This is a genomic window from Rheinheimera sediminis, from assembly GCF_004005375.1.
Classification (GTDB): Bacteria; Pseudomonadota; Gammaproteobacteria; order Enterobacterales; family Alteromonadaceae; genus Pararheinheimera.
On sequence record NZ_RZUF01000037.1, the window covers coordinates 1 to 24,487 of the forward strand.

Annotated in this window: 18 protein-coding genes and 4 tRNA genes; 6 read left to right on the forward strand and 16 right to left on the reverse strand. The window is 47.7% G+C overall.

All coding sequences use genetic code 11. The features are described from left to right. A partial coding sequence (locus tag EMM73_RS18335) for a POT-type proton-dependent oligopeptide transporter (protein WP_127688236.1) occupies positions 1-1,210 on the reverse strand: 1,210 nt, incomplete at its 3' end. 254 nt (positions 1,211-1,464) lie between these two features. Here EMM73_RS18335 and EMM73_RS18340 point away from each other — a divergent pair. The 4 genes from EMM73_RS18340 to EMM73_RS18355 all read left to right on the forward strand — a co-directional run bounded on the left by EMM73_RS18340 (position 1,465) and on the right by EMM73_RS18355 (position 1,885). After that, positions 1,465-1,541, forward strand: a tRNA-Met gene (locus EMM73_RS18340). A 23-nt stretch (positions 1,542-1,564) separates the two neighbouring features. Continuing rightward, positions 1,565-1,649: transfer RNA gene (locus tag EMM73_RS18345), tRNA-Leu, on the forward strand. Between the two features lie 27 nt (positions 1,650-1,676). Beyond that, positions 1,677-1,751 (forward strand) — tRNA-Gln (locus EMM73_RS18350). Between the two features lie 59 nt (positions 1,752-1,810). Continuing rightward, positions 1,811-1,885 (forward strand) — tRNA-Gln (locus EMM73_RS18355). Between the two features lie 194 nt (positions 1,886-2,079). Here the strand turns inward: EMM73_RS18355 and EMM73_RS18360 are convergent. The 15 genes from EMM73_RS18360 to EMM73_RS18430 form a co-directional block, all read right to left on the reverse strand. Then, positions 2,080-3,588 (reverse strand): glycoside hydrolase family 43 protein, encoded by a 1,509-nt coding sequence (locus tag EMM73_RS18360; RefSeq protein ID WP_127688237.1) that lies wholly within the window; start codon positions 3,586-3,588, stop codon positions 2,080-2,082. Between the two features lie 139 nt (positions 3,589-3,727). Continuing rightward, positions 3,728-5,860 (reverse strand): hypothetical protein, encoded by a 2,133-nt coding sequence (locus EMM73_RS18365; RefSeq protein ID WP_127688238.1) that lies wholly within the window; start codon positions 5,858-5,860, stop codon positions 3,728-3,730. A gap of 4 nt (positions 5,861-5,864) precedes the next feature. After that, a complete protein-coding gene (locus tag EMM73_RS18370) occupies positions 5,865-7,070 on the reverse strand; it encodes a DUF3142 domain-containing protein (protein ID WP_127688239.1) in 1,206 nt (401 codons plus the stop codon). A 198-nt stretch (positions 7,071-7,268) separates the two neighbouring features. Then, positions 7,269-8,687 (reverse strand): M16 family metallopeptidase, encoded by a 1,419-nt coding sequence (locus EMM73_RS18375; protein ID WP_127688240.1) that lies wholly within the window; start codon positions 8,685-8,687, stop codon positions 7,269-7,271. Beyond that, positions 8,684-10,009 (reverse strand): M16 family metallopeptidase, encoded by a 1,326-nt coding sequence (locus EMM73_RS18380; RefSeq protein ID WP_127688241.1) that lies wholly within the window; start codon positions 10,007-10,009, stop codon positions 8,684-8,686. Before EMM73_RS18380 ends, EMM73_RS18375 begins: the two co-directional genes overlap by 4 nt. A 170-nt stretch (positions 10,010-10,179) precedes the next feature. Further along, on the reverse strand, positions 10,180-11,166 hold the full coding sequence (locus tag EMM73_RS18385; protein WP_222422698.1) for a glycoside hydrolase family 43 protein: 987 nt from the start codon (positions 11,164-11,166) through the stop codon (positions 10,180-10,182). After that, positions 11,150-12,094 carry an SMP-30/gluconolactonase/LRE family protein gene (locus tag EMM73_RS18390; protein ID WP_127688243.1) on the reverse strand — a complete coding sequence of 315 codons (945 nt, stop codon included), beginning with the start codon at positions 12,092-12,094 and terminating at the stop codon, positions 11,150-11,152. The genes EMM73_RS18385 and EMM73_RS18390 overlap by 17 nt, the downstream gene beginning before the upstream one ends. Then, positions 12,091-13,062 (reverse strand): galactofuranose ABC transporter, permease protein YjfF, encoded by a 972-nt coding sequence (gene yjfF, locus EMM73_RS18395; RefSeq protein ID WP_222422699.1) that lies wholly within the window; start codon positions 13,060-13,062, stop codon positions 12,091-12,093. Before yjfF ends, EMM73_RS18390 begins: the two co-directional genes overlap by 4 nt. Beyond that, a complete protein-coding gene (locus EMM73_RS18400) occupies positions 13,062-14,147 on the reverse strand; it encodes an ABC transporter permease (RefSeq protein ID WP_127688245.1) in 1,086 nt (361 codons plus the stop codon). Before EMM73_RS18400 ends, yjfF begins: the two co-directional genes overlap by 1 nt. Continuing rightward, positions 14,144-15,679, reverse strand: coding sequence for a sugar ABC transporter ATP-binding protein (locus tag EMM73_RS18405; protein WP_127688246.1), 1,536 nt, complete (start codon positions 15,677-15,679; stop codon positions 14,144-14,146). The genes EMM73_RS18400 and EMM73_RS18405 overlap by 4 nt, the downstream gene beginning before the upstream one ends. Before the next feature lie 47 nt (positions 15,680-15,726). Then, complete coding sequence (locus tag EMM73_RS18410) at positions 15,727-16,674, reverse strand: ABC transporter substrate-binding protein (RefSeq protein WP_127688247.1); 948 nt, start codon at positions 16,672-16,674, stop codon at positions 15,727-15,729. Between the two features lie 88 nt (positions 16,675-16,762). Beyond that, positions 16,763-17,821 carry an aldose epimerase family protein gene (locus tag EMM73_RS18415; RefSeq protein ID WP_222422700.1) on the reverse strand — a complete coding sequence of 353 codons (1,059 nt, stop codon included), beginning with the start codon at positions 17,819-17,821 and terminating at the stop codon, positions 16,763-16,765. After that, a complete protein-coding gene (locus EMM73_RS18420; RefSeq protein ID WP_127688248.1) occupies positions 17,811-19,409 on the reverse strand; it encodes an aldehyde dehydrogenase (NADP(+)) in 1,599 nt (532 codons plus the stop codon). The genes EMM73_RS18415 and EMM73_RS18420 overlap by 11 nt, the downstream gene beginning before the upstream one ends. 71 nt (positions 19,410-19,480) lie before the next feature. Next, positions 19,481-20,251, reverse strand: a complete 771-nt coding sequence (locus tag EMM73_RS18425; protein ID WP_127688249.1) for an SDR family NAD(P)-dependent oxidoreductase — start codon at positions 20,249-20,251, stop codon at positions 19,481-19,483. A gap of 99 nt (positions 20,252-20,350) precedes the next feature. Continuing rightward, positions 20,351-22,090 carry an IlvD/Edd family dehydratase gene (locus tag EMM73_RS18430; protein WP_127688250.1) on the reverse strand — a complete coding sequence of 580 codons (1,740 nt, stop codon included), beginning with the start codon at positions 22,088-22,090 and terminating at the stop codon, positions 20,351-20,353. A 231-nt stretch (positions 22,091-22,321) separates the two neighbouring features. On the opposite strand from EMM73_RS18430, the gene EMM73_RS18435 reads away from it, so the two are divergent. Both EMM73_RS18435 and araD1 read left to right on the forward strand, forming a co-directional pair. Further along, positions 22,322-23,275, forward strand: a complete 954-nt coding sequence (locus EMM73_RS18435; protein WP_222422701.1) for a glycoside hydrolase family 43 protein — start codon at positions 22,322-22,324, stop codon at positions 23,273-23,275. 180 nt (positions 23,276-23,455) lie between these two features. Continuing rightward, positions 23,456-24,451, forward strand: a complete 996-nt coding sequence (gene araD1, locus EMM73_RS18440) for an AraD1 family protein (protein ID WP_127688251.1) — start codon at positions 23,456-23,458, stop codon at positions 24,449-24,451. The last annotated feature ends 36 nt before the right edge of the window (positions 24,452-24,487 follow it).

Below are 24,487 nucleotides of genomic sequence, written 5' to 3' on the forward strand. Positions count from 1 at the left end.
ACATCACAGTGCCACCGTCCATCGCCAGTTGCACTGAACCAATCACAATCCAGCTTAAACCAGCAAAGGCAATACCAGCCCCCATACGGCGCAGCGCTGTAATACGCACACCACAACGCTCCAACAGCGGGTACAGCACCATATGGTTAAAAGGGATCAACAGCATCACCAGCAGCGGGTTTAATGCCTGCATCATGGCGGGTTCAAACCAGTCTGGTTTGCTCATCTCATTGGCTTGTAAAATCCAGGTCGAAGCTTTTTGATCAAACAAAGACCAGAAAGGTGTAACCAAAGCAAACAAAATAAGAATACGCAGCACTGAACGCACACCATCTACTGCTATATCAGGGTGTACACCCCGAGCTCTTTCCAGTTGAATAGCAGCACCTGCCCCACCAAAACCCATCACCAGCACTAAAGCTAAACAAAAAGCTGCGACAAAACCTAAAGTGGGGGTTTGGCTTAAACTAAAAATCGCCAAAGCAAAACCTACAAAAGCCAGATAGAGGCCGCCATTGGCCTTGCCCGATTCTTTGGCGAATAAAGCGGTTTTCACTACTTTTAAAAAACTATGCGGGTTTTTAGGCTCTGGCGCTATATGCACATAACGTTTGCGGCCTAGCCAGAAAAATAAGGTAGCTAGTGCCATCAGTATGCCAGGAATACCAAAAGCGACAGCAGCACCAAAGTGCTTTAAGGTCAGTGGCATTAATAAGGACGCAAAAAAGGAGCCGAAGTTAATAGTGAAATAGAAGATATCAAAAGCTTTTTGTGCCAGCTTTTTATTACTCTGATCAAACTGGTCGCCCATAAAAGCAGAAACTAAGGGTTTAATGCCGCCCGACCCCAGCGCTATCAGAAACAAGCCGGTGTAAAAGCCTTCCTTACTGGTTTCAAACAAGGCCAAAAACAAATGACCAATACAGTACACAATACTCAGCCATAAAATGGTGTTGTATTTACCCAGATAACGGTCGGCTAACCAGCCGCCTAATAAAGGGAAAAAGTACACACCAATCACAAAGGAGTGAAACACTTCTTTCGCCATAGAGGCGCGCATTTCCTCAGGTATAGATAACAGCAAAGCTGTCATTAAAAAAGGCGTTAAAATATTACGCATACCGTAGAAGCTGAAACGCTCACAAGCTTCACTGGCAATAATATAGGGGATTTGTCGTGGCCAACGGGCCTGCTTTACATCTGTCGACATGGGTTTTCCTCTGACTGACTCTATAGTCACTGAGTCTATTTTTTAGTTTTATTAGCAATCCGATACTACCGGAAAGCTCGTAGAAGACCATACACAGAGCAAAAAAATCAAAAAATCTGGTTGAGTTAACACCAACTTGCATAGAAAACCAGCAAACAAACCGAATTGACAAATATGTAGCAAAAAAACGGTTGACGCAAAAAAGCTTGATGAGCATAATACGCGCCACTTGCTTAGGACAACTAAGACATAGTGGCTACATAGCTCAGCTGGTTAGAGCACAGCACTCATAATGCTGGGGTCGCAGGTTCGATTCCCGCTGTAGCCACCACTTAATTTGTTCGTCCAGTGTTAGCGGAAATGGCGAAATTGGTAGACGCACTGGATTTAGGTTCCAGCGCCGCGAGGCGTGAGAGTTCGAGTCTCTCTTTCCGCACCAAGCAAGTAAGAATTCTGCAGTTTCTGCAGGGGTATAGCCAAGCGGTAAGGCAGCGGGTTTTGATCCCGCCATTCTGGGGTTCGAATCCCTGTACCCCTGCCATTTAATTGAAGTGGCAGTGTAATCATCAAATTACACAATTTCAGCTACAACAGTTCTGCAGGGGTATAGCCAAGCGGTAAGGCAGCGGGTTTTGATCCCGCCATTCTGGGGTTCGAATCCCTGTACCCCTGCCATAAATTGGAACCCAGCTTCGGCTGGGTTTTTTCTTTGGGGTCAGGCCTTGGATATTGATTCAACTTTCAAGGCCTGACCCCAGTGCTATGACCCCNAAATTGGAACCCAGCTTCGGCTGGGTTTTTTCTTTGGGGTCAGGCCTTGGATATTGATTCAACTTTCAAGGCCTGACCCCAGTGCTATGACCCCAGTGCTAGTTCTGCGTCCCCCACACAGTTTTACCTTCAGTAGATAAGGCACTAAAAGTCACAGTCCATGTGGCTGGTGTCTCGTGCCATTGCCGTGATATCACACCTTCATAACTACCGCCGCTATCCAGGTTAATACTGATCTGCTGATTAACTCCATACACCCAGCGCCCTGTTTTATCACCACTGATAGTGCCATTGGCTAATAAATTAATACTGACCGGCTTTTTAATCTCGGCCGAAATATCTTTGCCATGCTCAATCAGTTTGTAGCTGCCCACTACTTGCTCCATCGTTACTGTTTTATCTGCAGTGGCGGCATAACGGTGCGGCGCTATCACAGGCCAGCCGTTCTTGTTGATAAACATCTGATGCACCCGCACCTGATGCAATTCAGCCTGCTGTGGAAAACGGGTGTGGAATATCAAAAAATACTGACCAGAACTTTCATTATAATAGGCCGAGTTATGGCCAGGGGAGACATAACCAGTACCAATGCCAGTGCCAGCTTCGCTGCTTTGGCGTTCAAACAGAAAGTTACCCATTAATTTTTCGGCATAAGGCGCTATGCTGGCATCATCAAATAACGGCAAAGCAGGGTTGGATTTGACATCCGCCATTGAATTGCCCAAGGCGTCAAAATAAGGACCCTCAGGATTACTGGAGCGCGCCACACGTATGTTGTAACCACCATTGGCATCCAGACCACCAAAAGATACAAAGAGGTAATAATAATCGCTGTCAGGGCTGTACAGCACGTATCCGCCTTCTATCCGACTGTGATTCCCCCCCATCAGGTGTTTACCATAGCCCTGATCCGGTAAAGGAATACCCGTAGTTTTATCCAGCTCCAGAATAAATAACCCTCCCGAATAGGAGCCATACAGCATCCATAAGCGGCCGTTTTTATCAAAAAATACATCAGGATCTACTACGTTCGGATGAACAGTGGCATCGTAAATTGAGCCATCTTCACTGGCTTGTCCCCACATACCGGATTTCAGCAACAGCTGCTGGTTTTTGTAAGGCCCTTCGACTGCGTCTGCCACTGCAATACCCAAAGCCGAACGCGGTGAATCGCCTTTGCAGGCGTTGTAGTACATATAAAACTTGCCACCAATTTCAATTACATCGGCAGCCCAAAGCGTTGAAGTTTGAGCCCAGTCAAAGGTTTCTTTCAGCTCTGTTGCGGCATTGGGCATCAGCTTATTGTTAGCGTTGACACCATCGGCCACTAAGGTCCAGTTTTGTAAATCAGTGGATTTAGCCGCCGCTAAGTGAGAGCCAAAAATGTAAAACTCTGAGCCTACCTTGACGACCGAGGGGTCGTGTACTGCCACATTAGTAAAAGTGGGCGCATTCGTTACTGGTGGAGGTATAACCACTGGCGGTGGATTCCCCGAAGTTGGTGGTGTTACAACGGGTTCAGAACTACCAGAACCGCCACAAGCTGATACCAAAATCAAATTAAGCGCCAGCCATAAAGACGCTTTTTTAAACTTTACTATTGTCATCATAATCCCCTGTCATATTGGATAGGCCAGCTATGCTGCTGGCTCGTCTGAAACAGACAGGGTTAATAATAATTCAATATTATTGTATTACAAATAAAACTTAATGGCATAAGTCAGGCAGCCGCTATGAAGGCCTGCCCTACTTTTCTGGTCTACGCCGCCAAAACAGATAACCCAACCCCAATAGCGCCAGTACAGCGGCAGCATAAATCGGCAGCTTAAAAGGCCTGGCTGACAGGCGTAGTTGCTGCTGCCTGTTATCGTATTGCCGTTGTTTCGCTGCGACAAAATCAGGCTCTGGGCAATTTTGGCCAAATTCAGCCCCCCAGCTAACGTAAGGCCCATGTTGCAGATAGTGCTGATAATAAGCTTTTGCCAGCTCAGGCTGGCGTAGTAATAGCCATTTTGTCGAATGACACAAAGTTGCCGCAAAAGCCTGACTGTTTTGCGGTACCAGCTCTGCAGCTTGTGCCGACAAGTCAGCGGCAAAGTGCCGGTAATGAAACCTGCTGTTGTATGTTGGCGCTGAACTGCCTAAACGCTGTAACTCAGCACCAGGCAGACTTTGTGATCTGCTTTCGTCTTCATAAGGTTCAAACTGACCATAAAACACTTGATAATCAGGTGCCAGTTCAAAGCCCAATAACTCCAGGCCATGCGCTCTGGCCAGTTTTGCCTGTGCAAACAAAGCCTCGGCTTTGGCATTATCAGTCCAGCTGCTTTTTGCTGCTTCAGCATAGCTTTGATAGCGCTTTGCCAGTTGCTTTAATCCAGGGTCAACAAAATGGGCTTGTGCTTGCTGGTAGTGACCAGCGCGCATCAATCGTCTGGCTGTTAAATGATGCAATAACACCTCAACTGGGGTATCACCAAAATAATGCCACTCAGATTTTTCCGGTACAGCAGCCACAGGGTGCAAAGCTACAAAGCTTATCAGTTCATCCAGCGTCAGCACCCGCTCTGCGATATAAGCCGTATCTTGCCAATACTCCATACCGGCAGCCGTTAGCAGAGAAATCGCCTGCAGATAATCGCCACGGCTTAATTCAACAATGCCGTGTTCAGCCTGCACACGACAATAGTGCTGCCTTTGTAAGTCTTCGATTGAAAGTTTGCTGTAGTAGTCTTGCTGTACTGGCACCACTTCTGTTTGGCTGAGCTCAGGGGCAAAAGATTGACTGGCTTTGGCATAAAACTCCGCGGCTTTACTGCTGTCACCGGCTTTTAATGCCATTTTTGCCCGCAGCGTAAAAGCCAAAGCCGTTTGATCCAAATGAGGCAATAACTGCTCTACTAACGCAAACTGGCCTTGCTGATACGCCACTGTGGCAAGTTGTGTGGCATTTTTCAGTTGAATATCTGGTACTTGATTTAGCACCACCAGCAAACGCTGCAACTGTTCTGGTTCCAGATAACTTAAAGCGCTGAACTGGGTCATCAGGTAACGACTTAATAAAGCAGCCACAGCAGGCATTTTCACTAAAGACATTAACTCCTGGTCCGGCATAGCAGCCAGCTCTTTACTTAACCACAATAAAGACGCGCGGCCACTTTCACTCCAGCGACTTTGCGCTGCATACAAAGCTATAGCTGTAGTCCAGTCACCTTGTTGTTTCGCTAGCTTTGCTTGTTCACCTAAACTGGCCACAGCCAACTGCAACGGATCGGCAAGGCCAGCAGCGACTTCTTGTTGCAACTGATTATATAAAGTAGCCACTTCGGCTCTGTGATCCATATCGTATTGCCGTAGCAAAACCCGGCTGAGTGAATACAAAGCCCAGCTGCGTCTTTGCTGCTGTTGCTCCAAAGGCAAAGCCAGCACCTGACGAAATAAGGCGATGGCCTGCTGATCATCTTTTTGTGCAAAAGCCACAGCAGCTGCTGTGTAGAAACGCAGTTCAGCAGCCAAAGTTTCCCCTGCAGCTAACGCCTGCTGCGCTGTGGCGCTTTGACGCATTTGTTGCACTATAAGGGCCTGTTCTTTACTGAGCAACTGGCGCTCTGCTTGTTCTGTGGCACTGACCCAGCGCTCGTTCTGATAATCGTAACTGTCTGCAAAAACCGTATCGCCTGACTTTGATGGCTCAGAGACAAGCGAAGGTACAGCTGCCGCCAAAGCCTGAACTTCCACTAAAAATACCGGTTCTGTCAGTGCCGCAAAGGTGTGAGCCCGGTCTGAACTCAGCATCATAGGAAAATCCGGACCACAGGCCAGCGCACTACCTGCTAAGGTCATGCAGCTAAGCAGCAAGGCTTTATTAAATTTCAGCATAAAATCATCCTTTAAATGCGGAAAGGGTTAAGTTTTGACAAGTGGCCCAGCCCAACACCAGTCGTTGACGGGGTTGCACCATAGCTTCAGCTTTACTTAAAACAAACTGCAGCTGATTTTTATCTTTTGAAAAGTTTAGCTTGTACCCTGATACCGCATCAGCTGCACTGCACAAAGCACCAGACAGGTTGATCTGTGGCGGTAATGGCGCAGCTACGAACCCATGGTTTTCTGCCACCAGTTCAAACTGCGGAGCTTCGCCATGCAAACTTAATTTCAAGTCAGCAGTTAGCGTTTTACCCGAACTGACTGCCTGTAATTGGGAATAGGACCAGCTGCGCTTATCGGATGGCAGAGGTAAACGAAACCAGGCCAGCCCCTGCAATAGCGGCCAGTCTTGTTGCTTTAACCACAAACTAAAGTCCTGCACTGCTAAAGCATCCAGCCATAACTCTTGTCGTTCGCTTTGACTTTGCAATGCTTGTTCACTTTCAACAAGCCAACCCTGTTCTTGTTTTAGCAATGCAGAATGATAGGAAGGCACAGCAATATAAAATGGCTTTTGTGCCTTTGTCGCTAATTGTTGCGCCCAACCTTTGGCGAGCTCTGGCTGAAACAAGCCTTGTTCAGGCGATAAAACTGAATGCACCTGTAAGGTCAGTTGATCCGCCTGCTGTTGCAATTCAAGCCAACCCGGCTTGCCTAACCAGTCAGGTAGAGCCGTAATGCTTAAAGCCAGAGTCTGAGGCAATAGCTGACGTAACTCTTTGATCCAGTCAGCATAAGATGCAAGTTGACTGCTGGCACAATCATAGTCCAGCTCCAGTTGCGTGACCTTCACCCCTTGCTGTTGCCATAATTGCAGCAGCGCGGAGAGTTTTTTCTGCACCAAAGCTGTTGGTAATTGTTTTAACTGACCATCGAGACGCACCACCAGATGCACAGCGCGGCCATCGCCAGCCAGCAGAGCTAAATCGACCTTCGTTTCTATCCAGACAGGGCCAGCTTTAGCTTGATGCAGCTGCAAAGCTAAAACCCTCAATACAGTGAAATCTGCTTTGCTTTGTGCCAAAGCCCCGGCGTGTTCAGCTGTCCAGAGTCGCTGCCAAATATAAATATGCTGAGAAAAAGCAGAACTACCCTGTGGGCTGCAAGAGCACAACAAGCAAAGGCTGAACACCAGGCTGAGCAGTTTGAATTGAGACTTCAAGCGCTGTACTTATTTAACGAAGGAATACCCGGAGTATAAGGCCCTGCACAGCGGCAGGGCCATAGCTTTATACCATTCGTCTTTCAAAATGCACGGGGGTTGGCTGCGTCTGTCCACCCCAATCACTTAGTACAGCTAAGCTCATTGGGATGCACAGCCTGGCCGCCTACGCCCATGTCGAAATCCATTGGGTATAGATCAGAAACTATCTGCGGTAATTTCTACTTGTTTGACTTCGCCATAAGTTTTGGCAACGTCTTTAATAGCTTCAGCTTTGCCAATCAGCACAAATTGCAGCTGATCTTTAGGGAAATAACTGTTGATCAGGCGTTTGCTTTCAGCCACTGACAGTTGATCCACTTTGCTTTGGAAACTGTTGATATAGTCCTGATTAAAACCATACAGGTACATATCACCTAACAAGCCAGCTAAGGCCGTATTGGTTTCAAAACGAGGTGGAAACTGGCCTTTGACATAAGCTTTGGCTGAATCCAAAGTAGCCTGATCAATGCCCTTATCCCATAGACGCTGATAGGTTTTCAGGGCTAAATCCACAGCAGCCTGTGTACTTTCAGTTTTGGTAAAACTGCCGATATTAAAAGTACCGCTGGCTGAGTAACGCTCAAAGCCAGAGCGGGCACCATAGGTTAAACCTGAGTTAACCCGCAGCTCGTCGTTCAGCCAGGAAGTAAAACGGCCACCCAAGACTGTATTCACTACACTGATGCCGACATAATCCGGGTTGTCCTGTTTAATAGCGATACCACCAATACTAAAAGTGGTTTCTATCGCATCGGCTTTATTCACCAGCAAGACTTTGGCTTTTTCTGCCTTTGGTAAAGCCGCCGTTAAATCAGGTTGCTGCACTGCTGCCCCGTTTTTCCAACTGGCAAACAGCTTTTGCAACTGCGCTTTCATCACTTCAGCTTTGAAGTCGCCCACTATGCTGATAGCGGTATTATTGGGCTGATAATAACTTTGATGGAAGTTTTTCACCTGCTGCTGGCTGATGCTCTGTAATGAAGCAGCAGTGCCTGAAACCGCGTTGCCATAAGGGTGAGCACCAAATACCAGTTTATTAAAGTACTGATCCATCACCATACGCGGGCTTTCTTTCGCCTGAGCGACGGCAGCCACCTGACGCGCTTTTAACTTGTCAAACTCTGTGGCGTCAAAAGCAGGCTGAGTCAGCACCTGATGAAATACAGCGAGCATTTGTTCTGTATCTTTTGCCATAAAATCAGCACGCAGACTGGAACCTTCCATAGAGCCATCACTGTTCAAACTGGCCCCTAAAAAATCGACCAGCTGTTCAATTTGCGCCTTGCTTTTGCCACCAGCGCCCAACAATAACGCCTGACTGGTTAACTGGGCTAAACCTGCCACCTTGTCGTTGACGGCACCGGCCCGCACTGTGGCCTGCACTGTAATTAAAGGCACTTCGTGTTGGGGTAATAAGAATACAGTCAAGCCATTGTCTAACTTCAGTTTTTCATAGGCTGGCAGCTGGAAGCTGCCGGTCGTATTTTGTTGAGCAGCCATAACTGGCATAGCAAAAACAAAAGAACTGACTAGCGCAAGCACCACAGCTTTTGGCGTTTTTCTGAAATGGCTCATAGATCTTTATCCTCAGCAGAGTCCAGCACAGCAACAGTGCGGTTGGATTTTTTCAGGTAGTTTTGTGCCACTCGCTGAATATCAGCAGGTGTCACTTTTTGATAGTTTTCAGGCGCATCAAACAACTTCTGATAGCTGCCAAAATACAGCTCGTAGGTGCCGATAATATCGGCTTTACCATTGATGGTTTCCATTTCCCTATAGAATTGCATCAGCTTCTGGTTTTTGGCTTTTTCCAGCTCGTCCTGACTGACACCTTCGTTGGCCACTTTATTAATAACACCAATCAGCGCAGTCTCGAGATCTGCAGCTTTGACTCCAGGATTGGCTATGGCCATCATATAAAATAAGTTCGGGTCAAAGGACATAGGCAAATAACTAAATACATCCATCGCCAGTTCTTTGTCGACCAGGCCCTGATACAAACGTGAGCTGTTGCCCTGACTCAGAATAGAATTCAGTAAATCCAGCGCATAATAATCCGGGCTGGAGCTGGCCGGAATATGAAAACCTAAGAGTAAATTTGGGCTGGTAACTGAGGCTTTTTGCACATAAAGCCGGCGTTCACCTTTTTGTTCCGGCTCGACAGTACGCACAGCTTCAGGCTCTGGCTGCGAGGGAATAGGTGCAAAATACTGCTGCGCCAGCTTTTTCACTTCGGCTAACTTCACATCGCCGGCAACCACCATCACTGCATTGTTTGGTGCGTAGTAGGTTTTGTGGTAACGCTTTAAGTCATCCAAAGTCCAGGCTTTGATGTCAGACTCATGACCAATCACAGACCAGCTGTATGGATGGGCTAAAAAAGCCACACCTTTCAATGCTTCCTGAATAGTACGGAAGTTAGAGTTTTCGAGACCGGTTGAGCGCTCAGAAGTCACCACGCCTCGTTCGCTTTCAACCATTTTGGCGTTAATATCCAAATTCGCAATACGGTCTGCTTCTAAATCAAAAATAGTCTCCAGAGCGTTGGCCGGGAACCAGTTGGTATAGACAGTTAAATCTTCAGTAGTGTAAGCATTGTTAGCGCCACCTGCGGCTTCCATGGTTTGGTCAAACTTCTTTGGGCCATATTTTTTGGCGCCGTTAAACATCATATGTTCAAAAAAGTGTGAAATACCTGTAATGCCTGGGTATTCGTTGCGTGACCCTACTTTCCAGAACAAATAGCTGTTGGCATTGGGAATAGATGCATCTTCCAGCACCAGAATTTTCATGCCATTTTTAAGCGTAAAACTTTGGATATCTTTAGCTTCTGTTGCCTGCGCCGAATTGATCACCAGCCCAAGCATCAGCGCCAAAGCCGACTGTTTTAACTTCATACCTTCTCCCTGCCTGTGTTTAATCAAAGCTTGCCCTGCACTCACTACCTAGCTTAACGGAAAGAGAATGAGCAATGCAAAAGTCTAAGACTAAACGAAAAACAAAAACGCCCTGAAACAAAATTGTTACAAGGCGTGTATTTTTTGATGACGCACAGCGGAATAATGAGTTAATCAGGCTTGTCCTGGGCAAAGTCTAACTCGCCTTTGTCTGTCCAGTACAAGGGACGGACACGAGTGTGGCGATTACCGTCCTGCAGCGGATTACCTTGAATCTCTTTGTAATCACGAGCGTGATACAGCATTAAGTCAGTGACGCCATCTTCGGCCAGTACAAAGCTGTTATGACCTGGACCAAAACGTTTGAGGCTGTCGTTGGTGTAAAATACTGGCTTAGGCGCTTTGGTCCAGCTTGAGGTTTTCAGCAAGTCGGCATCTGCTGACGCTGTCAGCAGCCCCATCGCATATCGGTGATCGGTGGCACTGGCGGAATAAGCCAGCCAGATTTTTCCATGTTTGATTAGTACTGCAGCGCCTTCATTGACTTTATAACCTAAAGTCTCCCAATCCAGAGTGGGTTCTGTCAGTAAAGTGGCTGGTAATTCAAGCTCAGTGGCGCTACGCATTTTGGCTATCCACAAAGCGCTGTTATAGCTTTTGTTCTTGTCCTGCTGTGCCCACACCAAATAATGCTGGCCCTGATGCTCAAAATGAGTCGCATCCAGATTAAAACTATCCCAGCCGGTGTTCAGCGGCCCCAGCTCCTGCCACTGGCCTTGCAGTGGATCAGCAGAGCTGTTTTTCAGCACATAAGTGCGAATATGAAAAGCTTGATCAGCCTGACCCGCGGCAAAGTAGATATACCAGGCTCCGTCTATACGATGCAGTTCAGGCGCCCAGATATTAGCGCTCATTGGACCTTGGTCTTTTTTGCGCCAGATCACTTTAGCTTCTGCCTGTGCTAAGCCTTTAATACTGGAGCTGTGCCTTAGTTCTATACGATCAAACTCTGGCACTGAAGCTGTGAAGTAGTAAGAATCTGCTGCAACCCTGTACACCCAGGGATCGGCGCGGTTTTTAATCAGCAGTCCGGTATCTTGCGCTAACAGATTAAAACTCAGCAGGCCTATGCACAAAATGCTAATCAGCTTCCACATTACAACCTCCATTTTTTTGTAAAGCCAACCAGTCCAGCACCGCCAATTCAGATTCAGGCAAGCCCTGATAAGGTGACTGATAAATCAATAAACTACCGGCATCTGGCTCTGCCTGTAACTGTTCTTCCGTTAAACCTTGTCGCGCTGTAGTGACAAACAGCAGGTCCAGTTCAGGCCCGCCAAAAGCCAGGCAAGTCGGCTGACTAACAGGTAAACCATGCAAAGCCGTTTGCTGTCCTGACGGCGAATAACGGGCTATCGCAGCGCCGCCCCATAAAGCACACAACAAATGATCTTCTGCATCTATCACAGCACCATCAGGTTCTGCGCCCTTGGGGACTGTGGCAAAAAGTTCTGGCTGCGAAGCTGTGCCTTGTTCTGCATCAAAGCCATACGAATAAATCTCGCCAGTGGGTGAATCGGCGTGATACATCAGGCTGCTGTTTTTGTTCCAGCACAGGCTATTGGGGATCTGTAAGCCGGTTATCACCCTATGACAACCCTGCTGATCCAGCCGGTATAAACTGCCATGCTGGCCATGATCCTGCTCTTTCATAGTGCCAGCCCAAAACCGGCCCTGACGGTCGATTCGGCCATCATTCATTCTATTGCCAGATAAATGCGTTTCAGGTTTCACCAACCAAAACAGCTGTTGAGTTTGTGGCTGATACAAGGCAAAACCTGACTCAAAAGCCACCAGCATGGAATAGTCAGAGCGCATGGAGTCATGTGCATTTAGTAACGCAAAACAGCTGATGCGCTCAGGCAGTGGATAGGTATTTAACTGCAGTGAAGGCCAGAATAACTGATACAAAAAGCGACCATGAATGTCGGTCCACCAAACCGACTCTGTGGCGCCATGCCAGACTATACCTTCACCTAATTTGTTTTGAAGCGGGATGCTATGCAGTAAGGTGAACTCGCTCATGCCTGTCCTCCGGCTTTACGACGCCATTGTTGGCTCAGCAGCTTTTGCAAAGCGATGAAGAAAAACAGCAAACCGCCTATCACTATTTTGCTCCACCAGCTGCTTAAGCTGCCGTCAAAATTGATATAGGTTTGAATAAGGCCCATCAGCAATACACCCAACACAGTGCCGATAATAAAACCACTGCCGCCTGTAAGTAAGGTACCGCCTATCACCACAGCGGCTATAGCATCCAATTCGACACCTACAGCAGAGAGCGCATAACCTGAGTAGGTATAAAAACTAAAAATAATACCAGCCATAGCGGCCAGCATACTGCTTGCCGCGTATAGCAAAATAGTAGTGCGGGCGACAGGAACACCCATCAGTTGAGCCGATTGGCTATTGCCACCCAAGGCATAGACATAAGAGCCAAATCGGCTGTAGTGAGTAAGTACCAACATCAATAGCACCAAAGCTATGGTCAGCAAAGAGGTTGCACCCAGCCAGCCGCCATCCGGCAGCTCCAGCCCAAACTCGGCCACTGCATCATAAAAAGGATGTTCAATAGCGACGGACTCTTCACTCAACAGCGTTGCCACACCCCGGGCTAAAAACATGCCCGCCAAAGTGACAATAAAAGGCTGCAGTTGGTAATACTGAATTAAGGCGCCCATACCAGCGCCAAAGAGCGCGGCACAAGGCAATATCAGAGCAAAAGCGAGCAGTGGATGCCACTGATAAGGCCCAATCAATAAGGCTGCTGCCACGCCGCTTAAAGCGATAACAGAACCGACAGACAAGTCTATGCCACCAGATAAAATCACCAGCGTCATACCCAAAGCCGTCACTAGCAAAAAGGCATTGTCGCTAATTAAGTTAGTAACCACTCGCAGACTGGCGAAACCTTCGAACTGACTGGCACCAGCACCGAACATCAACAACACCAAAGTAAAAGTGATCCACAAAGGTAAATAAGTGCGGGACATCAGACTTTTCCTCCACGCAGCTTGCCAAAACTAAACAGGCTTTTAAGCTGATGACGAAACAGTTCAGACTGCAACATCAGCACCAGCAATATGACTAGAGCTTTGATTAATAAATTAAATTTGGCAGGTAAACCGCTGACTACTATGGTGGTGCTCAAGGCCTGAATAATCAGTACTCCTATCACAGCACGAGGCAGAGAAAAGCGCCCTCCTGTTAAAGCCGCACCCCCTATCACCACGGCTAAAATGGCATCCAGTTCTAACCATAAACCGGCGTTATTGGCGTCCGAACCCTGAATATCAGCGGTAGCGATAATACCGGCCAAAGCAGCGCAACCACCAGCCAGTAAATACACCGTCAACTTAATGCCTCTGTCGTCTATACCTAAATAACGACTGGCTTTGGCATTGCAGCCTACAGCTTCAATAAATAAGCCTAAAGCTGTGCGTCGAAGCAGCAACTGCATAATCAGCAGCGCCAGCAATACCAGCCAGACAGGTACTGGTAAACCTAAAAAGGAGCCTGAACCTAAAGCGGCAAAGTCAGGGTTCTGAAAGGTAACAATCTGCCCCTGGTTTAATAGCTGCGCCACACCACGACCTGCCACCATCAACACCAGCGTAGCCACTATAGGCTGAATGCCCAGATAACTGACCATCAAGCCATTCACCAGGCCACAAGCTAAGCCAGTCAGTACAGCCAGGCCTATCACTGCAGGAATGGACCAGTCGCCTAGCAGTAATAAGTTAGCGCACACTGCGCCGCAAATTGCCATCACGGCGCCGACCGACAAATCAATACCGCCAGTAGCGATGACTAAACTCATGCCGATGGCCAACAAGGCCACGGGCGCACTGCGATTGACAATATCAATCAAAGGCCCATACAAGCGGCCATCCTGCCATTGCAAAGAGAAAAACTGTGGGTCCAGCAGCAGATTCACCAGCAATAACAAAGCTAAAGCCAGCAACGGATAGAGGTATAAGCTAAATTGATGCGCCGACTGGCCCGGACTATAACGCGCCTGTCTCGCTGCTTTTAACTGTTCGGGGGTAGAATTCAAAACTGTTGCCTCGCTCGTCATACGCTGGCTCCTGCAATAGCAGCCATAATGCGATCTGAGTTCAGATCTTCACCACTTAGCTCTGCTACTTTTTTCCGGTCACGCATGACCACTATTTTGCTGGAAAAGGCAGTGAGCTCTTCCAGTTCAGACGATGTGACCAGCAAAGACATACCCTGCTGACAAAGCTGACGGATCAGCTGCAATATTTCAGCATGAGCACCAATGTCGATACCGCGGGTAGGCTCGTCCAGTAATAACAACTGTGGCTCCACAGCCAGCCAACGTGCCAGAATCACCTTCTGCTGATTGCCACCACTCAATTGACCTATAGGCTTCTCCGCATCCGGCGTGGCTATTTGCAGTTTTTCAATATAAAAATCAGCCAGTTGTTGCTGCTTCTTTTTAGAAAGCACCCGCCACCAGCCTTGTTTCGCCTGCAGCGCTAAGCTGATATTTTCACGAATGGATAAAGCTGCAATCATGCCCTGGGTTTTACGATCTTCAGGACAAAGTGCAATACCAAGGGCTATGGCTTGTGCCGGATTACTCAGTTTAATGGCCTTACCTGCAAAACTTAAAGTGCCGCCATCGGCTTGATCCAAGCCAAATAACAAACGGCAAATTTCGGTGCGACCTGAACCTAATAAACCCGCTAAACCCACAGCCTGGCCTGCAGGTAAATCCAGATCCAGCTGCTGCACTGACTGGCCAGAGCTTAACTGCCGCGCTGTTAAAATGGATTCTGACTGTTCCACTACCAGACAAGGTGTCTGATGACGCTGCTGACACAGCTCTTTACCGAGCATAGCGGCAATCAATTCGGCTTTGTTTAAACTGGCTGTATGGTATTCACCGACAAAACAGCCGTTACGCATGACCGTAATACGGTCGCTGATTTGATACACCTGATCCAAAAAGTGGGTAATAAAAACGATGGCCACGCCCTGCTGTTTCAACTGGCGCAACACCTGAAATAAAGTTTGAACTTCATCGGCATCTAAACTGGCGGTAGGCTCATCCAGCACCAGCACTTTGGTGCAAGCGGCTCCACGTTTAGGGGCTACACCACGGGCAATAGCCACCAGCTGTTGCACTGCAACTGAGAACTCAGACAAAGGCGCAGTGACGTTGATATCGAGGCCAAAAGTGCTTAATAATTGCCGCGCCTGATGTGCCATGGCTTTTTTATCAATTAAGCCAAAACGCTTAGGTTCTGAACCTAAAAACAAGTTATGGGCTACGGATAAATTTGGCAGTAAATTCACTTCCTGATACACAGTGCTGATGCCAACTTGTTGTGCGTCTTTAGGTGTAGCAAAACTTAGAGCTTTAGAACCCAACAACAGCTCGCCACCATCTTTTTGCAGCACACCTGTCATCACTTTCACTAAGGTGGATTTACCAGCGCCATTTTCACCTAATAAAGCATGCACTTCACCGGCATACAAACTCAGCTGGGCTTGCTGCAATGCTTTTACGCCAGGGAAGTTTTTGTTGATCTGCCGCAGTTGCAGCAAGGGTTGTGCTGCAGTGTTTATCTGATCTGACATCAGGACCTCCTGAAAACCAGCCGTTTTGGCTGGCGTTACAAAATGAATTAGTTCAGGCGTCTTTTTTCATATTCAGCAGCAGCCGTATCCTGCAGAAATAAATCCCCTGTGGTACGGATCAGCTTTTCTGTGTCTTTTTTACCCTTCAGATAGCCTTCAATCACATCAAAAGCCGGGCCACCTAAATGCGGGTTCAGCTCCACTGTGGCATTAGCATCGCCATCGGCCATGGCTTTAAAATAATCCGGTACAGCGTCCACAGACACCACCAGCAACTCTTTACCTGGTTTCAGGCCAGCTTCTTTAATAGCCTGAATAGCACCTAAGGCCATTTCATCGTTATGAGCCCAAAGTGCGCAAATACCTTTGCCGCCCTGCTCGGCCTTGAGCAAGGACTCCATCACTTCTTTGCCTTTGGCACGGGTAAATTCAGCAGTCTGACTGCGGACAATTTTGGCTTGCGGATGTTTCGCCAACACTTCGTTAAAACCTTTAGCACGATCGATTGCTGCTGTAGCTCCGACTGTGCCTTGCAGTTCGATGATATTGCACTGCTGTTGCGCCTGAGGTTGACTCATTAACCAGGTCGCAGCTTTGCGGCCTTCTTCAACAAAGTCGGAGGCAATACGGGTGACAAATAACGACTCGTCATGCACTTGCACATTACGGTCCACTATCACCACAGGAATACGGGCACGTTTGGCTTCTCTCAGCACTGGAGTCCAGCCGGTTTCGACCACTGGGGCTATGATAATGGCGTCCACCCCCTGAGCAATAAAACTACGCACCGCTTTGATTTGATTTTCCTGCTTTTGCTGCGCATCGGAAAACTTCAGCTCTATGCCGCGCTTTTTCGCTTCAGCTTTGACAGACTCGGAAAAACTGGTCCGCCAGCCGCTCTCCGAACCCACCTGAGCAAAACCTACAGTAGTGGCAAAACTGCTGTGACAGATAAAACACAGGCCAAGACCTGCAACTATGGATTTGATCTTCATACGCTAACTCCCCTTGTCAAACAGGTCCTTATGATATTTTTTAAAGGCGGACCCGCGATTTTTAGATTGAACTCTTTGTTATAAAACTCTAGCTATACCCCAATACAAAACGGCTGCATTGCCGGTACAACTGCCCTGCTTTAAGCAAAGCTGTTGGAAAATTTGGTTTATTCACCGCATTTGGGTAACCATGAGGCTCCAGACATAAAGCGGCGTATTTCTCTATTGGCATGCCTTGGTTACCCACTATGCTACCATCAAGAAAATTACCGCTATAAAACTGAATACCAGGTTGATCCGTAAACAACTGCAAAGTACGGCCAGAGGCAGGATCGCGCACTAAAGCCGCAGAGCGGTTCTGATCGCGGTGTTTATTCAATACAAAATAATGGTCGTAGCCGTTTTCAAGCTGACCAATATCCTTGCCTATCGGCTTTCCCGCTTTAAAATCAAAAGCACCTGTTGCTGGTAACAACTCACCTGTGGGCACCAGTTGTTTATCCAAAGCCAGAATAAAATCGGCATCAAGCTGCAATTGCTGCTGAAGCACAGTGCCTTTACCGACGCCGCCAATGGCCCAGTAGGCATGATTGGTTAAACTGACCGGAGTGTCTTTATCCGACAAAGCACTGTATTCCAATACCAGCTCGTCATGCGCCAGCAAGGTATAACGCAGCTGCACATCCAACTGACCAGGAAAACCTTGATCGCCTTCTAAACTGGAGGTCCGGAAAGTCACGCTGACACTGTCGTCTTGCTGGTCTATTTCAAAACCCCAGAACCTGTTGCCTAAACCGTCAGGGCCACCATGCAATTGATTGGGTCCTTCATTGGCCGGCAAAGATATCACTTGGCCTTGTTGCATGTAAGCGGCAGCACCAATACGGTTCGCTACCCTACCTATAGTCACAGCAAAATAATAAGGATTGCGGGCAAAGTGGCTTGGGTCCTGATAGTTTTGCAAAAGCTCAACGCTGTTACCGGTCTCAGCTTCAGGCATAAGCACTGACCATAAACCTGCACCCAAATTACTTAAGGTCACACTAAGTCCGGCCGGATTGGTCAGCTGAATCAGCTGCAAGGGCCGCTTTAAAGCAGCCACCAGCAAAGTGTCGGTAGTGACGACAAAGCCCATGTTAAGCGTCAACCGCAACGCTGGTTTTTACCCCATTCACCAAACGCGGTAAGCCCCATGGATTGGCGTTTTGCAGCTCTGGTGGTAATAATTGTGCTGGGTAATTCTGGAAACAAATAGGACGAACAAAGCGGGCAATAGAAGCCGTGCCTACCGAAGTAAAACGCGCATCAGTAGCAGCTGGGAAAGGTCCGCCGTGCATCATCGCATCACAGACTTCAACACCTGTCGGGAAGTTATTCACCACCAGACGCCCTACTTTTTGCCGCAGCAAACTAATCAATTCGGCCTGAGCAGAAAGCTCTGCAGCTGTGGCCTGTAAAGTACCTGTCAGTTGGCCTTTTAAAGTCCGTACTACAGCCAACAATTGCGCCTGATCGGCGCAGCTCACCAGCACAGAGACATGGCCAAAGACTTCTTCCTGCAAATGTGGATTGGCTAAAAAAGCTTCGGCTGTGACTTTAAACAGTTTGGCCTGAGTGCAAAACCCTGGTTTGTCGCCCACAGCTTCACCGCTGCCGACCAATTCAACTCCAGATTGAGCTGACAAATGTGCTGTGCCTTTTTGATAAGCAGCTGCTATACCTTCGTTTAACATCACACCAGCTGGTACTTTGGCTAAAGCAGCAGATGCAGCGGCACAAAATCTGTCCAAAGCCGGGCTTTGAATAGCCACGGCCACACCAGGATTGACGCAGAACTGACCCACACCCAAAGTTAAAGAGCCAACAAAACCAGCAGCTATCCCTTCAGCATTCTGCTCAAGCGCCTCTGGCAAAAGAACTACAGGGTTAACACTACCCATTTCGGCAAACACAGGAATAGGTTCAGGTCTGTTATTAGCCAGTTGAAACAATGCCATGCCCCCAGCTAAAGAGCCGGTAAAACCTACAGCTTTAACGTCTGGCGCAATCACCAGTTCAGAGCCAACTTCACGGCCAGATCCCATAATCAAAGAAAATACACCGGCAGGTAAACCGCTCTTTTGCACCGCTTTATGCAGCGCTCGCGCCACCAGTTCACAGGTACCAGGGTGTGAGTTATGACCTTTGACTATGACAGGGCACCCGGCAGCTAAAGCCGCCGCCGTGTCACCACCAGCCACAGAAAAAGCCAATGGAAAGTTACTGGCACCAAACACCACCACAGGGCCTATAGGCTGATTGGTATAACGTAAATCCGGCCTGGGCAAAGGCTGACGATCAGGCAAGGCGGTATCAATACGGATATTCAGGTATTCACCAGAGCGGATAGAAGATGCAAATAACCGCAGCTGATTGACAGTGCGGGCGCGCTCGCCTTCACCACGGGCTTTTGGATAACCAGTTTCTAACGCCACACGTTCAGGTAGTGCATCGCCTAAAGCCATAATTTCATCAGCGCATAATTCTAAAAACTCAGCACGCTGTTGAAGTGAAGTGGCCGCAAACACCGGTGTAGCTGCTGCAGCTGCAGCCACCGCCTGATGCACCTGAGCTTTGCTGGCATAACTCATCACAGGTTCAATAAAAGCAGCAGTTGCCGGATTGACCGCTTGGTATTGACCCGCGTCGCCTTGCACCCATTGCCCGTTAATCAGTTGTTGGCCTGTAATCATCATTGCTAAACCCTTGTTTACTCTTAAGTCATAAAAAGTGGTGGTAAAAAAGCGGCTGGATCGCTGCAAGGCAGTTAGATCCAGCCACCGTCCACAATAAAGTTTTGTGCTGTACACAATTTGCTGTCGTCGGAGGCCAGAAACAGCGCCATAGCGGCCACATCTTCCGGCATCAGGCTGTCTTTGACGCATTGATTTTTTTCAATATCCCGTGCCGTTTCTTCATTTACCCAGTACTTCAGTTGACGTTCTGTCATGACCCAGCCCGGCGTTAACGTATTGACGCGGATTTTATCCGGCCCTAAATCACGAGCTAAACCACGGGTTAAGCCCAACACTGCAGCTTTAGAACTGGTGTAGCCGGGCATACCGCCCTGACTTTCGTACCAGCTCATTGAACCTAAGTTGATAATGGACCCAGCACCCAGCTCCTTCATCTGTGGATACACCGCCTGAATGGCAAAAAACTGATGGCGTAAATTGATATGGACCCGCTGATCCCAATACTCTGGCGTGACCTCAAGGAAGTTATGCCGGGTATCGCTGGCAGCGTTATTGATCAATACGCTGATAGCACCAAGTTGTTGTTTTACCTGCTCTATCACTTGCTTTAAATCATCAATATTCAGCAAATCACAGGCATAAAACTTCAGCTCGGCATCCTGGTATTTTGCCGTTAAATCAGCGACTAAAGCCTTAGAATCAGCCTCTAAAATATCAACAAAAGCCACTTTAGCGCCCTGAGCAATAAAAGCCTCGACCATGCAAGCACCAATGCCTGAACCACCGCCACTGATAAATACGGTCTTACCTTTCAGGCTGGGGTAGTGATTGGTTAAATTCATTATTTTGCCTCGTATAAAATAGCCTGTCAGGCTGGCACCACCCACCTGACAAGCCCGGCTTCCCCTTGCACATAAAGCACTCGGGTACCAATGCCTAAACTAGTGCGAATGAGCCGGCACTGCAGCACCACGACAGCCGACTAAAAAGTCGAAGTCGCAGCCTTCATCGGCCTGTAATACCCGTTCGCGATACATTTCCATATAACCACCAGTGCGCATAATCACCTGTGTGGCTTTTAATTTTTCTAAACGTGCAGCGATTTCTTCGTCCGACACTTCCAGATGCAATACACCATTGTGCGCATCCAGCTGAATATAATCGCCTTCCTGCACCGCAGCTAAAGGCCCTAATTCCATTGCTTCAGGTGTGACATGCAGTACCACAGTACCAAAAGCTGTGCCGCTCATACGCGCGTCTGAAATACGCACCATATCTTTAATGCCTTTTTTCAGTACCTTAGGCGGTAAACCCATATTGCCGACTTCGGCCATACCTGGGTAGCCTTTTGGACCACAGTTTTTCAGCACCATCACGCTGTTTTCGTCGATATCCAGTTCCGGATCATTAATGCGGGCTTTGTACATATCGAAGTTTTCAAACACCACAGCTTTGCCGCGGTGCTTTAATAAATGCGGACTGGCGGCTGAGGGTTTGAGCACTGCGCCACGAGGCGCTAAGTTGCCGCGTAAAATACAAATGCCGCCACTGGCCACCAAGGGGTTATCGATAGGACGGATCACATCGTCGTTATAGCAGGCTGAGTCTTTGACGTTTTCCCAGATACTTTTGCCGTTGGCTGTTAACGCATCATTATTTAACATGCCGTTTTCGCCTAAACGGCGCAGCACTGCCGGCAAACCACCTGAGTAATAAAACTCTTCCATCAGGTATTTACCAGATGGTTGCAGGTTTACCAGCGTAGGTATGCCTTTGCCATGTGACCAGTCATCCAAAGACAAATCCACACCTATGCGACCCGCTATAGCTTTTAAGTGGATCACCGCATTGGTGGAACCACCAATAGCAGCATTGGTACGAATGGCATTAATAAAGGCATCTTTAGTCAGAATTTTCGACAGTTTTAAATCTTCATGCACCATATCGACAATACGCATACCGGATAAATGCGCCAGCACATAACGGCGTGAATCTACAGCAGGAATAGCCGCATTGTGAGGTAAGCTGGTGCCTAAAGATTCAGCCATACAGGCCATAGTAGACGCTGTGCCCATGGTGTTACAGGTACCAGCAGAACGCGACATGCTGGCCTCCATATCCATAAACTCTTCCAAAGTAATACGGCCAGCTTTGTATTCTTCATGCGCCTGCCAGACTAGCGTACCTGAACCCACATCTTTGCCGTGGTGTTTGCCGTTTAACATAGGGCCACCTGTGACTACTATGGTCGGTAAATCACAACTGGCAGCGCCCATTAATAAGGCAGGAGTGGTTTTGTCGCATCCGACCAGCAGCACCACACCATCTATAGGGTTGCCACGAATCGCTTCTTCAGTGTCCATAGCCGCCAGGTTGCGCGTTAACATGGCAGTTGGACGTAAATTCGATTCACCATTGGAGAACACCGGAAACTCGACCGGAATACCACCAGCCTCACGGATACCATTTTTAACCCGTTCAGCGATTTGACGAAAATGTGCATTACAAGGCGTTAATTCCGACCAGGTATTACAGATCCCAATCACTGGCTTGCCCTGAAAGTGATGATCAGGAATACCCTGATTTTTCATCCAGCTGCGATACATAAAACCGTTTTTGTCGTTAGTACCAAACCAACTGGCAGAGCGAAGCTGCACTTTTTTCTTTTCGTCTTGGGCCATAGTTGAATCCTGAAACAATTTAATTTAATAATATTGTATTACTAATACATCAAGCTGAAGCCAAAGTTCAAGCAGTTCGTAAAAATTTTTCACCAAAGCTGTGCAGCTTTATTCACTCTGCATTGATTTGATTGATCTTTTTTTCTTGCTCCTAAAACGTGCAAATTTTGCACATTCAGCTCATTTAGTAATACTATAAGATAATTATTATTAAATCACGACAGGGGTATTATGAAAAACGTTCAGATTTTTACTATTTTAATGCTCAACAGCTGGCTAAGTTTGTTCAGTCTTAGCCTGTGGGCTGCCAATCCATTGTTTACCGATGTCCGAACCGCAGATCCGGCCGCTTTAGTAGTGGGTGACACTGTCTATTTGTACACAGGCCATGATGAAGCCAAAGACAATAAGACCTTTTTTGTCATGCATGACTGGTTGGTGTTTTCGTCCAAAGATATGAAAAACTGGCAGGCTCATGGCGCTAAGCTCAAAGCCACAGATTTCAGCTGGGCTAAGGGCGATGCCTGGGCTTCTCAGGTGATTGAAAAAGACGGTAAGTTTTATTGGTATGTCACAGTACGTCACGCCAGTATCAATGGTTTTGCTATTGGTGTTGCTGTGGGTGACACACCCCTTGGGCCTTTTAAAGATGCGCGAGGCACAGCCTTGATCAGCAACGATATGACTAGTGACACTGACATCGACTGGGATGATATAGACCCATCGGTGTTTATTGACGACGACGGTCAGGCCTACTTGTTCTGGGGTAATACCAAAGCCCGCTACGCCAAACTCAAAGCCAATATGACAGAGTTGGATGGCCCTATCCATAATCTGGATTTGCCGAATTTTACTGAAGCCATTTGGGTACACAAAAAAGCCGATTTGTATTACCTGTCTTATGCCTCTGGTTTCCCGGAGAAAATTGTCTACGCCACCAGTAAAAAAATCACTGGTCCTTGGGTCTATCAGGACATTCTGAATGAAGTTGCGGGCAACTCCCCCACTAACCATCAGGCCATTATTGAATTTAAAGGCAAAGATTACTTTTTTTATCATACGGGTGCAGCTCAGCCTGATGGTGGCGAATTCCGCCGTTCAGTGGCTGTTGACCGACTTTTTTACAATACAGATGGCACTTTAAAAAGGGTCATTATGACCAGTGAAGGCTTAAGCAAAGAGTAAAGCTGATACGGGTGCGCCGAGCGCAGGGGCCGCGGCTTGTCCCGGCTCGTCAAAACGTACCGCGATATCAATAGACGGGCGGGGATAAACCCTGCCCCTACAGTTCTGCTTGACAACAGAGTGTAGAAAACAGATATTGATCTTATTGTAATACAAATATAAAATTAACGAGGATGTGCGATGCGTTTAATTCAATTTGTCACACCAGAGCAGCAACGCGCTGTGGCTCTGGTGTTATCCAGCAAAGAGGTTCAGCCTTTAGGTCAGATCCACACCGTTTATCAGCTGGCCAATCAGGCATTAGCTACCAAAAAACCACTACAACAACTGGTGACAGAACTGCTCAGTGAGCAACGGCTTGATTATCAGGCCATAGTAGCCGAAGGCCGTTTACTGGCGCCTTTTGATCATCCGGATCAAGCGCATTTACTGGTGACAGGCACAGGCCTGACTCACTTGGGCAGCGCCGATACCCGTGCGAACATGCATGCTCAAACCAGCGGCAAAGCAGTGGCTGAACTGACTGATACCATGAAAATGTTTAAGTTGGGTTTGGATGGCGGTAAACCTGCTGCAGGTGAAACCGGTGTACAACCTGAATGGTTTTATAAAGGAGATGGCAGCATAGTGGTCCCCCCCGGAGCTGTACTGCTGTCTCCTTCTTTTGCTTTAGATGGTGGCGAAGAACCTGAAATTGTTGGTGTTTATATCAATGACGTTGAAGGTCAGCCATGGCGCATAGGTTTTGCTTTAGGCAATGAATTCTCTGATCACAAAACCGAGCGGCTGAATTATTTATACCTGGCGCATTCCAAATTACGGCCTTGTGCTGTAGGCCCTGAATTGCTGCTGGGGGATTTACCTGCTCATATTGAAGGTACATCTCGCATTTACCGTGACGGTAAACTGCTGTGGCAAAAAGCTTTTGTTAGTGGCGAAGACAATATGTCGCACAGCATCAGTAATCTGGAACATCACCACTTTAAATATGATTTATTTTGCCGTCCAGGTGATGCCCACCTGCATTACTTTGGCACTGCCACTTTAAGTTTTGGTGAGGGTATTGAGACTCAACCCGGCGACATCTTTGAAATTGAAGCCGAAGTCTTTGGTCTGCCACTCCGTAATACCTTAGCTGTGGATACCAAACAGCCCTTGTCTGTGAAGGCGCTTTAAAACTAAAAATGGGGTCACCCATTAGCCTCTCGGTGT

Coding starts and splice junctions, on each gene's coding strand:
- EMM73_RS18360 (WP_127688237.1), bottom strand. CDS start 3,588: ATGACAATAGTAAAGTTTAAAAAAGCGTCTTTATGGCTGGCGCTTAAT.
- EMM73_RS18365 (WP_127688238.1), bottom strand. CDS start 5,860: ATGCTGAAATTTAATAAAGCCTTGCTGCTTAGCTGCATGACCTTAGCA.
- EMM73_RS18375 (WP_127688240.1), bottom strand. CDS start 8,687: ATGAGCCATTTCAGAAAAACGCCAAAAGCTGTGGTGCTTGCGCTAGTC.
- EMM73_RS18380 (WP_127688241.1), bottom strand. CDS start 10,009: ATGAAGTTAAAACAGTCGGCTTTGGCGCTGATGCTTGGGCTGGTGATC.
- EMM73_RS18385 (WP_222422698.1), bottom strand. CDS start 11,166: ATGTGGAAGCTGATTAGCATTTTGTGCATAGGCCTGCTGAGTTTTAAT.
- EMM73_RS18390 (WP_127688243.1), bottom strand. CDS start 12,094: ATGAGCGAGTTCACCTTACTGCATAGCATCCCGCTTCAAAACAAATTA.
- yjfF (WP_222422699.1), bottom strand. CDS start 13,062: ATGTCCCGCACTTATTTACCTTTGTGGATCACTTTTACTTTGGTGTTG.
- EMM73_RS18400 (WP_127688245.1), bottom strand. CDS start 14,147: ATGACGAGCGAGGCAACAGTTTTGAATTCTACCCCCGAACAGTTAAAA.
- EMM73_RS18405 (WP_127688246.1), bottom strand. CDS start 15,679: ATGTCAGATCAGATAAACACTGCAGCACAACCCTTGCTGCAACTGCGG.
- EMM73_RS18410 (WP_127688247.1), bottom strand. CDS start 16,674: ATGAAGATCAAATCCATAGTTGCAGGTCTTGGCCTGTGTTTTATCTGT.
- EMM73_RS18420 (WP_127688248.1), bottom strand. CDS start 19,409: ATGATGATTACAGGCCAACAACTGATTAACGGGCAATGGGTGCAAGGC.
- EMM73_RS18425 (WP_127688249.1), bottom strand. CDS start 20,251: ATGAATTTAACCAATCACTACCCCAGCCTGAAAGGTAAGACCGTATTT.
- EMM73_RS18430 (WP_127688250.1), bottom strand. CDS start 22,090: ATGGCCCAAGACGAAAAGAAAAAAGTGCAGCTTCGCTCTGCCAGTTGG.
- EMM73_RS18435 (WP_222422701.1), top strand. CDS start 22,322: ATGAAAAACGTTCAGATTTTTACTATTTTAATGCTCAACAGCTGGCTA.
- araD1 (WP_127688251.1), top strand. CDS start 23,456: ATGCGTTTAATTCAATTTGTCACACCAGAGCAGCAACGCGCTGTGGCT.